Origin of the sequence: Persicitalea sp., assembly GCF_041751555.1 — a bacterium.
Lineage (GTDB): Bacteria > Bacteroidota > Bacteroidia > Cytophagales > Spirosomataceae > Persicitalea.
In genome coordinates this window covers 1-13,031 of sequence record NZ_JBGSXF010000766.1, presented here as the reverse complement: position 1 = coordinate 13,031, position 13,031 = coordinate 1, and the positions used below count along the sequence as shown (strand labels likewise).

Genomic DNA, 13,031 nt, shown 5'->3' with positions numbered 1-13,031 from the left:
GGCTGTGTAATTACCTTCGTAATTATTTTTTGCTGAAGTAGTATTTAGTCTGACAAAGCTTTCCAAGAATATGTTTATCTCATCGTCAGTCAAGTTATTTGCATTTTTTCTTACCCTAACCATTACTTTTGTAGTGTGAACAGGCACTAAATTTGCAGAACTTTCTACTTGTATAAAAGTGTCTTTCTCTCCTTCACTTGCATTCGGATATTGGCCAGCTATATAGAAAGAAAATTCACCTTGGGTCTGAAAATCGTGCTCAAGTTTTTCAATGGGGTTACAAGAAGTGGCGTTGCTATCAAAAAGAGACAAACGGCCCTTTTTGCCATAGTGGCCGGTGGTAATGGTAACCGGCATATGGTTTTGCCCCTCGTAGTCCTCCACGGTAAGCATACATTTTACAGGCGTCCAGCCCACATACGCCGCCTTTTCTAGTTTCGACCCGTTTATTTTCAGTATGAATTTCATATTAAACTATTTTTTGCTGATTTGATTCATTTTTAACATAATAAACGATGCTAAACCACCGGCTTTTGCCTGGCTACTGCTCATGGTAGAGGGTACCTGGTCAACCCCCTCTAGGGTTGCTTTGCCGAATCGTACATTTTTCATCGTTTGACCGAAATTTTCGGACATAGATGGAACGGATGAGTTTAATCCTAGAAAGTCCAGTAAATCAATCCAACTGATCACCAATTGATTATCGGTTTATGAATCCAGATTAAGTTTAAAAATTAGAGATAAAAAAATAGTCTATCGAAAATAGTACCTCTGCCCTGTAAAGCTACCTTTTGAGATTAGGTAATTGATTATCAATACTTTATCCAATAGCGACTACCTTAGTGACGAAAAAGGTATGATTCGGCAAAAGAACCCCAAGTTTCATTGGTGGACGCTAAGCTTGTTGAACAATGTGTCTGACCGCACTAAGCGATGAAGTAATGGCGCCCTGTATCCAGCCGTTGTCGATCGAACAATGTTCGCCAGCGAACAGAAGATTGCCTTCAGGTTTGATGGCATCTTCATAATAGAGAGGTAGTTCCCCTGGTTTCATGAATGAGAACGCCCCGCCGGCCCAAGGAGCGGTATCCCAGCAGATGGACGCCGTTTTCTGAACCATTCCAGGTTCAAGTATTTCCGGATGTACGGTAGCAACACAGTCAACTACGAGTTTTTCCCGCTCTTTCGACGGCAACGCCCCTAGTCTGACTGCGTCAGGTCCCCAGCAGTAGCTGCCTACCAGCACACCGGGTTTTTCCGGCTTTGCCTGGCTCACTCCTTTATCAACGGTATTAATCTGCAGGAAAGAGGCCTTCATCTGACTTGGCAGCGCCTTGTTCATCGGGGCGTTATAGGAAGGATAGTAGAGCTGACTGTTAACTAAATCGAATTGGGAGGCCCCTCCTTTGATTCTATAAGTAGTATTTTCCCAGAATCGGTTGCTGGTAAATATCAACACCTTGGTCGAAGAGGCATACGATATATTTCGAATGGCACGCCGCTTGCCGTCGCTGACGCCAGTTAGTTTCATCCTTCTTACCACTGGAAAAGGAGCGGTACAGATGACAAATGGAAAGTCATACGCCAGCTCTTCCTGATTTTCATCTCGCCCCCTTTTCCGCACTTCAAGCCGTATATGATTTCCTTGGTTATTGATGGCAAAGACCTCGTGTTTAAGGTGGATGGTCACTCCCTGATCGGAAACCTTCTCCGCTAGGATTTTCGACAGCAGATCGGTTCCTCCTACGATCTCATCCATTCCCGGATCAATCCCCTGTGTCTTTAGTCGATCGCGAGCCACAAATTCTTCCCGGATAAACATAGATACGGCCCGGTCATAAAAATCTTCCAAGCCGGTTATGGTGCCGATCAGTTCAAGGGCATCCGGTGTATCAAGATAAGTACGCAAATATTGTCCGAGCGACATCTTATCAAACTCGCGGATTCGGTGAGTCATAGGGCCTTTGCCCAGAATAGCACGGAGATCAAACTCGTTATTTTCAATTTCCCGGATTGTATTTTCCAACGGGAAAGCCAATAGGTTCAGCAGTTGAGGGCCTTTTCCCGGCTCGATTGGCCCTTCATGGATAATCTTTAGCTCGTTTTCGGAAAGTCGGAGTTCAGCAATGAGTTTACTATTCCATTCTGACTGCCGGCACCGGATACCTTTGATAAAATAAAATGTGTCCTCGTCTCCGTGATGATTGATAAAGGTTGCAAAGTGAAGGCCGCATAGGGTGGCGTAATATCGTGTATGGTCGTGTTCCTTTGGGAAACGCATAGCACCGTACTCATGATACTGATCATTATGCCGGGCCGTAAAGGCGCGGCCGCCGACTCGTTCGCTTGCTTCAAAGATGACCACCTCGTGGCCCATTCGCGACAATTCATACGCCGCCGTCAAGCCCGCCATTCCGGCACCGACGATTGCGATTTTCTTTCCTTTTTTATCCCCGTTCAGTTTTTCGATTCGGGAGATTGTTTGGTCAATGGTATCCAGCATACGATGTAGGGTCAGGTTAGTTGTCAGAAGAATAGGTTGTCCGTTGCCAGCCCGGGAAAGGATAGACGCTTTTAAATTTTCCGGACAGGTTCTTTGGGTAGATCGGTACTTCCGAGTTGGGCTTGGTAGGTAAATCCTGAATCTGTACCGTAATGATGGGTTTGCTGTCGTTGAGGCCCCGGTGATCCAATTTGATCGACCCAAAGAAAGTCTCAAGATCGGTTTGCTTCAGGATGTTGTTAACTGACTCCCGGTCGGTGGTTCTGGCAGCGATGAGAGCTTGCCGGAATACAATTCCGCAGGCATATCCGCCGGCGGAAAAATAGGAGGCGGGCATGGAGAAACGCTTCAAAAAGCGATCCGCAAAATTGGCGGGCGTTTCAAATTCGTCATACCCGATAAGTGAGGTATGCTCGTTCCATTGCGCGCTTCCAAAGAGGAATTTTGACTGATCGCCAAAGGTATTCCGAAATGCCGGAATGGAAGGGCCAACGCTAAAGGCAAGCCCCTTTGGGGCAAAATCAGCCTCGATAATCGACTGAAGAATAGACTGACTTTCGGCGAGGTGTCCGGTATTAAAAAACAGATCGGGGAGTGCTACCTTCACTGCGGCGATTATTTCGTCAAATTGAATTAGGTTGTGGGGATAGACATAAACGCCCTCAGATAGCCTCGTACAATTGTTTACCTCCTTTATTTCTATCAACCTAAGACCTCTATTTTTTGCAAATTCAGCAGTTTTGATTGCATCCTCGCGGGCCGCTTGGTCGTCGCAGGAAAGAAAAAAAATGGATGATGGCGGGTGATCGGCGTGTTCCGTCAACAGCACCTCGATCGTTCCGGATAAATAGACTCTGGCTGGGGACATAATGCCATGTATATATTCATATCCCTTGGTATAAATTACTTCTCCGGCTCCGGTGGCCGTCACCATCGGGATCCGATAGCGTTGCGCTACTTCCGCCATATACAGGTTCGGGGGCGTTGGGTACGAGCCTAAAAGATAGTCCACTTTTTCATGCAGAATGAGCTCTTCGGTAAGCGACTGAATGAATTCCTGATCGCCCGCTCCTAGACTTCTTGATTCAGTGTCCCGTATTACCAGGTTGACCAGGAATGCAGCACCGCCGATGAGGATACCCCCCGCTTCATTCGTTTTCTCCTGCCAAAATTGGTACCCAAGGCGGATCTCGCGACCTTCCGTAGCGGTTGGTCCCGACAGGGGAAGACAAGCGCCGAACGTAATCGTTTTTTTCGCTGGAATAGGATGGGAGCTGACAAGGACCATTCCGTTTGGCCCTCCCTTCGTTTCAATTTTTCCGTTAATGGTGAAAGTGTTGAGGTCAATCGACAGAATGAAATTACTTCGGCCATGAGAAACGTAAGCCGTTGACGCCGCTTCGTCAAATACAATGTGAATGGGGTCAATACCCGTAATGATTCGTTTGACCACTTTTCCGGTCAGGACGTCGATCACCAAAACGACGCTTTCCCACACCGCAGGAGCGAGTATATAACGTCCATCAGGTGTGGGCTGAGCGTATAACAGTTGACTAACATTCAATTCTTTAATTTCCCGGATCACCTCGAATGTTTCGGGATCAACAAAGGAGATTTTGCCCTTGCCTGATACGATCAGAAACGTCCCGTGGATGTTATATGTAAGACCACGGACGGGAGATTGCGGATCTTCCAAGATCTTTTTTACTACTTCTCCTGTAACGGCATTCAGTTTAAACAAGCCAAACCGGCCGGCGCTTATAAAAAGATATCGTCCATCGGCCGAAAAAATAAAATTATGAGTGCCATCCTGGATATCAAAATGACGGGAATTATACGTTACCCCTTTCGGTTCAGTGCCCAATGCCAGCTTAAACGAGCTTTGCGGAAAAGGATCCTGTGATTCAAGGTTAAAAATGAGCATTTCCTCATCAGTTCCCTCGACGTTGACGTACAGACTTTTTCCATCCGGCGATAGCTTAACGCCGTGGGGCGCTTTGAAATTCTCGTACTCCCGGGCGTTAGTATACGTATAAAGCCGTTTTATTTCACAGGCGTTCCGAATATCAATCACCGAAATACTGGATCCTGGTACACCAATCGTTTCGTCGTAGTCCTTTACTCCAAAATTGGTGACGTATGCCGTCGTCTCATCCTGGCTGACGGCGATCTCGTGTGGCCAGAAGCCGGTTTTTATACGGGCGATTTCCTTACCGGAGGTTTCGTAGAACCCTAGTGATGAATCACTTTCCTCAACGGAAATGATTATTTTTGGAAGAACCTTCATGCTGTTAATGGAATGAATTGAACGGATACCTGATCATACACGGCTTGATTTACCCCTAACAACGGGCATGCCTGCTTATTGTTAGGGGTAGAAACGAGAGGGTAAGGCGTATTAAGCGCTTACCTGCAGATCTACCGGCAAATCAAAATTTTCCTGTATGTCTTGTAGGGAAGCGTTGGGACAAAAGGCGTTGGTTCCCATGCCAAATTCTGCAAAGGCGATCCAAGCGCCAGTAAGTGCGTTTTTATGATCGAAAGTGGTTAATTTATTGGCCGTTTTTAAATCATCAAGTGCTTTCAGAATCGCATTCCTGGCATCAAGAAAGCTTGGATTGCCACGTGTTAACTTTAGGCCGTCTACAACTATCTGCCAGCCGATTTGATGACCACGTTTATAATCACCCATCCGAATACCAATCATCCGGTTTACATGCATTAACGTAGCGCACCAAATCTCGCCAATATTGTGTACTTGGCTATATCGTCCCGTGCCAATACTACCAAAGCTATCTGGAAATCTTCTTGACGCATCAGGTTCATGACTCGCGCTTCTGGGACCGTAAGGGAAAGCACGAATACCGGCTTTTCGACTAGTGACCCAGTCCCCAGTTACACGTCTTTCGGTTTGAACATCTTTATCAAAATTTTGAATGGTTAACGCAAAGTAATCACCCCATCCTTCACCCATCCCACCTGACTGAAGTTGCTCAAGGGCTGATGTGTTAAACCGCCCACCTACCAGCCTATTAGTAACCCCATGACAAAATTCATGGAAGACAACATCTGCATCAAAAGCGGTATGGCGATTTCCCGCCACCAACCCCATATTCATTATAGGGCTTATTCCATCAGCCGGGGTAAGCATATTTGCGGTTCCAGTCACAACGCCAGGATGAGCCTTCGCTTTTACGGGGTCACTTGGATTGCCCTGAACCGTAAAGTTTATACGTTGAAAATTTCCGTTTGCTTCGTCAAAACCCAGTAGATAAAAAAAGTCATGCATATAATTGCAGAAATAGAAGATATTTAACACCTTTTGATCATCTCCGAATGGATCATTGGGTTGGAAATTGACTATGTCGCCGTTCCGTGTCCCACGAAAGGTAGCAATGGTATTCCCTTTTACAGCGAAGGTTGCGTTACCGATAGCATCCTCGCCGTCACACCAATCCCTCGGAAACAAGGGGTCGGCCGAAGGCTTTGACAATTGTCTGTCAACTGGGTATAAGCCCAGCTCGAGCGGAAATTTAGTACTGACAGGGGCGGGTGTTCCCCCGGGTCTGGGACTGAAAGGATAAATAAAACCCGTTGCACGTACACTTCTCGCCGTTTGCTGGCGATATAGAGGTTCCAAGGCTGCGGGATTATCGGCGGGCCAGATAATTCGGTATTGATCGGTTTGACCCGCTAAGGTAATCAGCATCTCCCAACCTAAGCGCGTATCAAACCCTTGATAAAAAATGGTTAAATTTACAGGTATAAATGATCCTAGTGGCCCTATTTGCGGTGTTTCATCTGAATCATCGGATGCCTTGAGCCAGCCGATTAACGTATGTCGCGTCGGATCGGCAAACGCGTAAACTACTTTCGGAATGTATCCATCAAGCTTTATCTCAACCGGTTCGGATGGCTCAATTTGCATTTCGTTCACTACACCGAACGCATCCGGATCAGGAGGGAGCATAAATGGATCATGATCCGGCTCTTGGATTACACTCTGTAAATTTTCGATAGATAATACGACTGCTTTTAACAAATCTGTAACGGGAGTTATATCGAAGCCTGATGGATGAGGAATGCTGTCGCCTTCACTGACCGGTGCTTCGCCAAAAGCCGTAAATTGCACGTTACGAGACATTTGGAAAATAGGCACTCCCAAGTACTGTTGATGCAGGTTCACTACCCTGGTTCCGGCACTCGTTTCTAGAATTAGGGGATCAGGCACAAAATCAGCTGGTTCTTCCGCGCTGAAGCCAGTCAGCTGTCCTTGCACTTCCTTGATGGCACGCTGTAAAAGGGAAAGGGGCGTTTTCAATTCGGAGCCTGCGCTGCCAAATGAACGAGGCATTCCTGTCATCTTATTGACGGTAGCTTCAGCAATAATTGAACTGACTAAATTAGCTGCCGAATCTCGAAGAGCTGATCCACTCTCAATTCGATTAAAGCTAAAGTTGCGGCTATCAAAGTTCTTAGGCATAGTAAGTTTTGAGTGGTTAGAGTTTTTGAATGTGTTGGTGAGAGTAGTAATTTCTTTATTCGCATTCATCCATATTGTTGCGGTGATTACCCGGGCTATATTTACGGCATAGCCTACATTTAGCTCCTCTATTTTATCCGTAGGTTGGTGGTAATGCGGATTTCCGTCTGATTCGCCAGAGCCATTGTCTGAGCCACGGAAAAAATCTTCGGAGATGACACAGGCAGCATAGCCGACCATCTGAAAGCTGGCATGATCACTCCGCCGGTCGGCCGGGTCCGCTTGGGAAGAATGTGCGGGAAAGACTTCTGGGTTGGGAAGCGCCGGTGCGACCTGAGGAGTAATTCTTCTTATGAGATTCGCCAACAATCTAGACCGTTCCTGAATTTCTATTCTGGGGGCAAAACCGAAATGAATTTCAAACTGTGATGGCGGTACTTGGTCAAACCCAATCATGTCTAACTGATATACCGCAATAATGGGTTCATGGGCAGCCCGTTGCTTATTCGCATAGAAACGGCTTCCTACCAGACCGTGCTCTTCGGCGTTGAACAGAACAAAGTGAATGGTTCGCGATGGCTGTCCGGCTGTTTCAGTCAATTTCCTGATGGCTTTGGCCGCCAAAAGTACTGCTGCCATTCCACTGGCATCGTCATCGGCCCCCGGTGCCGGATCGGTAGTTGGCCTAAAATGCTCATCACCTGCTCCTGTAGAATCCAGATGGGCGCTCAGCACTATTATTTCCAGTGTTGTTCCCGGTATTTTTCCAGTAACATTGCTAAGTATTCTGCCTTCATGAACAAAACGATCCGTCGAGACAAATTCGCTACCCAGGATGGCACTTAGATCCTCAACCAGTTTCTCTACAGCCAGCCTGTTGCCAGCGTGCTGGATATGACGACTTGGTATTTCTACTGAATACCGTTCGATATATTCTGTAAACTGGGCTTCCGTAATTTCACTTTTCAGCGTTTCAATTTCACTGGTGGATATTTGCGCTGACGTTTCGGCCAATAAACCACTCGCTGAATCTGCCACTAACCAGTCAGGCGACCAGGCATTAGGGCCGAAGCCGATGGGCTGAAGTAACGATGTTGAAGGGGGGGTTAATTTTAACGTGTGTCCGTGACGATGGCTGGCAGAACTGCCGGTAAAATGCGACAGGTTTTCAATGGTATTACCAATGGGTAACGCAACGAAGAGGACATCAACGCCTGTTTCCCGGGTCTTTTCAAGAATCCAGGATTGGGTTTCTCCGCTTTCAAAACCTGGGGCGTATTTTTCCGTTGCCTGATCGGATGAATCAGGGGGAGAGGGTACATCCCGTAAAAGATAGAGTTCCGTTGTGTAGGGAGCATCGAGTTCTCCCAACCGCTGAACACTAAATTGAAATGGGTGACTGCGAAGAATATCCATTTGCTCCTGCTGTACGATAGCGTACACCGTTTTGCCGTTATCATCGGTAACATAAAGCGGTTCTACCTGGTGATCGAGTAATACCTGATGCCATTCATTAGCCTGTTGTTCAGCCGGTATGGAAATTTTAGCGTATAGGACGTGCCTGGCAAGCAGAACCGCTAACGCATCTTCCGGACGACCCGCAACCCGCATACCGGCCAGTTCAGCCTGAGCACGTTCGTTCGGGTCTTCGCCAGCGTAAACAGCGTTGTCACCATTCTTCAGGTTAGCTTTTTTGAGCGCTTTCTTGAATTCCCTTTTATTTTTAGGTGTGTCACCTCCAACATAATGCAAAAGCTGTTTTTCAAAAAAAGTAAAAACCCCGGCATCCCTTAGCATTTCATCAACGCTGGAAGGAGCAAAATCACCTATTTTGGAAACAACGCCCAGCCGAATATTCTGCGTTTGTAATTCTCTGAGTGTTTCGACAATTCCTGGAAATATATCCAGTCTTAACCGCTGACTTTCCAGAAAGAAAACGGGCGAGGAAAAACCATCAAACCATGTTCGTTCAAAAATGGGTTCAGCCAGATCTTCTGCGAATCCATTTTCTGAAACGACGCGGACGTTTCCAAGAGTCCCGCCTATATCGAAAAAGGCAACTTTAGCCAGGTTGGGAGTCATTTACTTTATTGTTAAATCATCGGTGATCCGTATAGGTGGCCTCTTCATATCGGCCATTTAGCTTCAAAGCGCATTTATATCGTTTAAGTTATTCTGAATAATCTGGGTGATTGCGGAGATTCCCGGCGTAAAAAAGTAACCTCCTGCACTGGTAAAAACCCACTCACCCACCACACTGATTTGGATTTCCCAGCCATTCCACTGAAGCCAGGCGATACGATTGGCTGTGGAGAAACCATGTTGACCAACCACCAGATCATGACCATTAACGCTAGTTTTGGAGTGTGAAATGGCCCAGTTGCGTTGTAAAAACTCAAACTGATTTCGAATGGAGGTCTGATAAGACATAAACAGAAGGCCACGTTCATGTTCTCAGACATCATTTTGAATGAATTCTTCCCTTTCAAGTATTGAACCAGCTTACTTATCGCCAGGTACGGCGGAACTGAGACTAATAGATGTACCTAGTCTTTCGAGGCATGACCTTTCACTATCTTCAAGTCATGCTGCTTGCAGATTCTACGCACCAACTCGCGAACTCGCTCAACAACCAAACCAACCAGAATTGTCTTCCGATATTTCGTTATCCATACCAAGTGATACTTGCAGTCGTAGGTCGTGTGGCCTGTCTTTCATTAGTGTTACATATTGACTGAGAAAGCTTGCTACCCAAATTTATTGAACTAAAGTCTTCGCCTAAATGCCAGGGAATATCCCCCAAAAAAAACATTAAGGTCAATTTCCCTCGTGTTAAAATTATTTTTGAAAAGTATATAATAATTTTAACAATTGGAATAACCATCATCGCAAAACTTATCAAACGGTAAGACTTTTACATTTCAGGCCCGGTTACCAACCGCTCTGCTCTGTGGGGAAGTTGAAACCCGTATGCCACTAAAATAAGTTGACTGCTCGAAGTGAGTAAGTCCGGCAACTTGTTCACTGCTGCTCATACAATAAACAGTTCCACACATGGAGGTCTGCTGGGCGCTAGTCAAAATTTCTCTGATGAGTGGCTGGCCCACCCGCTTGGGGCTCCAGGAAGGCACGGCACAAAATGTTTCTGCACCCGCAGCACTACTATTCGGAGGATACTAATCCCATTACAGATCCAGCCTGAGCCCATCAAGGCGCTCATTATCCGGTTGCAGCAGCTGCTGAGATTCTTGGCGGCTGGCTCGATCGCCAAGCGCAATAGCAATAACACGTTGAAGTACTGCTTCGAATCAGAATTCCTTCCCCTGCAAACTCTGGGTTTGAAAATTGCAACCAATTGCTGAAGGGGCGCGATCTATTTGAACTCCATAAATCCCTCAGGCAAGCGACCGGGCTGGATCTCGGGGAGCTGATGAGGTACTACGGAAAGTACATGCGTTTTGTTGTGGCCTATCAGTCTACCCAACGGCAGCTTCTGCTGACTCCGCTACGGCCCGACTAGCTGTATGACGCAGGTGGGCCCTAGCAGGTGGTAAAAGCCCGAATCAGTTAAAGTATCACGTCGAATTCATAAGCGTTATGGTACCGGTCGCAAACATGCCGACCTGTGAACACTGTTAGCGTAGCGTAGCTCCTGATGGGCTGACCGAGTACAGTACTAAGTGGGGAGGCCTCTCGCAAGGGCCAATAAGTTAGGTCCATAAAGACACCCTTTCTATTTGAGCTGGTCCTACTTGTTGGCCCCTATTTTCGAGGAAGTTTTTAAAAGAAAGCCCATGGATAGGCAAGGTCCATCAAGGTATGGCTTTCTGAACCACGCCCCAAGGGCTTGCGCTCGTGGGCCGACCAAGTTTGCCAACTAGCATCACGGTCTGAAAACCGATATACAAAGCCATATTGCTTCACTTAACGCTGTCCCCGCAACCTGGAAGGTTCACTACGCCGAAATGCGTAAGCACGCTTCGTACAACCATTACAAAATGCCCCTCTTTTCAAAATGCTTGCTGGGAAACGAATGAAAAGTGTCGTATTTTTGTATTCATAATGTGTCGTATCTTTGTAAGATCAAACGGTTGATAGACAATGGGAAATAAAGAAAAATTGGAAACCAGAGTTCTCGCCAGAATCAGTCGCAGGAAGTCCCCAATTGTACTACGGGAGGACTTTTCCGATCTGGGGGGATACGATCAGGTGGGCAGGGCGTTGAGGAGTATTGCCCGAAAAGGTAAAATTATCAGGATAGGTTATGGGTTGTACGCCAAAGCCAAACAATCCGCCCTGACGGGCGAAACCGTGCCGGTCGCTCCTTTGCCCACGTTGGGAAAAGAGGCTCTGAGGAGACTGCGGGTCGAGACCGTCCCCTCGAAAGCAGAATCAGATTACAGGGAGGGGCGATCCATGCAGGTGCCGACAGGCCGCATGATTGGCGTGAAAGACAGGATCAGCCGTAAAATCAGCTTCAAGGATGCCTACATCAGCTACGAGTACAATTCCTGACAAAGCGCTCATCGAGGAGGTTGCACTGGTCAAGGGAGTAAGCGAAGCGTTCATTGAAAAGGACTGGTACGCCACGCAGGTCATCAAGCTATTGACACAGCCGCCGCAACGGGATTTCATTCTGGTGTTTACCGGGGGCACAGCCCTCTCAAAGGCCCACAGGCTTATCCACCGGTTTTCGGAGGACATTGATTTCCGCGTACTCGCCCCAACTCTTGACGGGCAAAACAATTCGCAGATCCGGAAAGCCATGTCCGGCTTTAAGAAATCCGTCGTGGAATTACTGAACGAGTCTTTTGACACCTTCAAAACCACAGCTTCGGATTACAACCGAAACATCATCATTGATTTGGACTACCCTTCCCGCTTCAACCCGGCGGAAGTCCTGCGCCCGCACATCAAGCTTGAACTGACCATGGGCAGTCTGCAGCTTCCGTCTGTCGGCCTGCCCGTTTCATCCCTGGTGAACGAGGTGGCCGGCCAGCCGGGTGAGGTGGAATCCATTGCGTGTGTCGATCCCGTGGAAAACGCGGCGGATAAAGTCAGCGCGCTGGCCTGGCGCGTTCCCAGCAGGGTGAGGGGTGCTCAGGACAAGCAGCCCGACCTGGTCAGGCACCTGCATGATTTGGCAATGCTGAGCGAGAAGGCGATGCACAGCCCCCACTTCGTCGGACTGGTAAATAGGGCGTTGAGCCGGGACGATAACCGTGCCGCAGAAGTAACGGGACTCAGCGTACAGGAGAAGATTTCAAAGGCCATGGAAATACTGGCGACGGACCCGGCCTATCCCCGGGAGTACGAGAAATTCGTGAGCGGCATGTCCTATGCGGGAAGGGATGTTGTCCCCTCGTACGCTACGGCCCTCAGTCGGATGAGAATACTTGCATCCTATATTGCCGGATAAGAAACTGACCTTTTGTTGCTATAACCGGTACAGGAACGGGCTGAAACGTTTGTTGGGAGTTCTTTTTTATTTCTACATTGGGTGACAAACAGCTTCACCCCTCACCCCTCACCAATTTGAACCCCTCCGCCATCCTACACCGCCGCCTATGTCTTATCCGCTGGACAAAGGCACCCTTCCGCTATCCAACTAAAAAAGAACTAACCACCCGGCTCAATGAAACCGATATAGCCCAAAAATCCACCCGTACCCTTGAGCGGGACATTAAGGAATTATACGCTACCACCGGCTTCAAGATCGAGTACGACTACCGCCGCCGGGGTTACTACCTGGATGTTCCGCCCGATGAGGACATTGAGGACTTCGAACAATTCGTGGCGCTGCTGGAACGCTGCGAGCGGCTGAGCTTCCTGCAAAGCACCCTCACCAGCGTACACGAAGTGGGTAACTATCTCCTCCTTGAGCGCAACAATCAGTTCGTCGGCTCCGAACACCTACCGCTGTTGTGGGAAGCCTTACGCAGTCGGCGGGCAATTGAGTTTAGGTACGCCGCCTACACGGGTTCGACCTCGCCCCCCATCCTCCGTACCATCGAGCCAGGACTGCTCTTCGAGTACCGCAACCGC

At 47.8% G+C, this 13,031-nt stretch carries 8 protein-coding genes and 2 pseudogenes; 4 read left to right on the top strand and 6 right to left on the bottom strand.

All coding sequences use genetic code 11. The annotated features are described in order from the left end of the window. The 6 genes and pseudogenes from ACEW8P_RS26765 to tnpA all read right to left on the bottom strand — a co-directional run. On the bottom strand, positions 1-468 hold a 468-nt coding region (locus ACEW8P_RS26765), incomplete at its 3' end, for a hypothetical protein (RefSeq protein ID WP_373516120.1). 427 nt (positions 469-895) lie between these two features. Next, a complete protein-coding gene (locus tag ACEW8P_RS26760; protein ID WP_373516119.1) occupies positions 896-2,503 on the bottom strand; it encodes a flavin monoamine oxidase family protein in 1,608 nt (535 codons plus the stop codon). A 16-nt stretch (positions 2,504-2,519) separates the two neighbouring features. Then, positions 2,520-4,790, bottom strand: a complete 2,271-nt coding sequence (locus ACEW8P_RS26755; RefSeq protein WP_373516118.1) for an ABC transporter substrate-binding protein — start codon at positions 4,788-4,790, stop codon at positions 2,520-2,522. Positions 4,791-4,901: 111 nt separating this feature from the next. Continuing rightward, positions 4,902-9,068, bottom strand: a complete 4,167-nt coding sequence (locus ACEW8P_RS26750) for a M20/M25/M40 family metallo-hydrolase (RefSeq protein WP_373516117.1) — start codon at positions 9,066-9,068, stop codon at positions 4,902-4,904. 63 nt (positions 9,069-9,131) lie between these two features. After that, entirely contained in the window at positions 9,132-9,416 is a 285-nt protein-coding gene (locus ACEW8P_RS26745) for a hypothetical protein (protein ID WP_373516116.1), read from the bottom strand. Positions 9,417-9,442: 26 nt separating this feature from the next. Continuing rightward, positions 9,443-9,673, bottom strand: a pseudogene (tnpA, locus tag ACEW8P_RS26740) (IS200/IS605 family transposase); the annotation flags it as partial. Positions 9,674-10,341: 668 nt separating this feature from the next. Between tnpA and ACEW8P_RS26735 the strand changes: the two are divergent. The 4 genes and pseudogenes from ACEW8P_RS26735 to ACEW8P_RS26720 form a co-directional block, all read left to right on the top strand. Further along, positions 10,342-10,506, top strand: coding sequence for a hypothetical protein (locus ACEW8P_RS26735; protein WP_373516115.1), 165 nt, complete (start codon positions 10,342-10,344; stop codon positions 10,504-10,506). A gap of 581 nt (positions 10,507-11,087) precedes the next feature. Then, a complete protein-coding gene (locus tag ACEW8P_RS26730) occupies positions 11,088-11,501 on the top strand; it encodes a DUF6088 family protein (RefSeq protein WP_373516114.1) in 414 nt (137 codons plus the stop codon). Next, positions 11,470-12,405 (top strand): nucleotidyl transferase AbiEii/AbiGii toxin family protein, encoded by a 936-nt coding sequence (locus ACEW8P_RS26725; protein WP_373516113.1) that lies wholly within the window; start codon positions 11,470-11,472, stop codon positions 12,403-12,405. The genes ACEW8P_RS26730 and ACEW8P_RS26725 overlap by 32 nt, the downstream gene beginning before the upstream one ends. A gap of 116 nt (positions 12,406-12,521) precedes the next feature. Beyond that, a pseudogene (locus ACEW8P_RS26720) lies at positions 12,522-13,031 on the top strand (WYL domain-containing protein); the annotation flags it as partial.

Bases quoted from the DNA above. Each gene is read 5' to 3' on its own strand.
- ACEW8P_RS26725 (WP_373516113.1), top strand. From the start codon at position 11,470: ATGCCTACATCAGCTACGAGTACAATTCCTGACAAAGCGCTCATCGAG.
- ACEW8P_RS26760 (WP_373516119.1), bottom strand. From the start codon at position 2,503: ATGCTGGATACCATTGACCAAACAATCTCCCGAATCGAAAAACTGAAC.
- ACEW8P_RS26755 (WP_373516118.1), bottom strand. From the start codon at position 4,790: ATGAAGGTTCTTCCAAAAATAATCATTTCCGTTGAGGAAAGTGATTCA.
- ACEW8P_RS26750 (WP_373516117.1), bottom strand. From the start codon at position 9,068: ATGACTCCCAACCTGGCTAAAGTTGCCTTTTTCGATATAGGCGGGACT.
- ACEW8P_RS26745 (WP_373516116.1), bottom strand. From the start codon at position 9,416: ATGTCTTATCAGACCTCCATTCGAAATCAGTTTGAGTTTTTACAACGC.
- ACEW8P_RS26730 (WP_373516114.1), top strand. From the start codon at position 11,088: ATGGGAAATAAAGAAAAATTGGAAACCAGAGTTCTCGCCAGAATCAGT.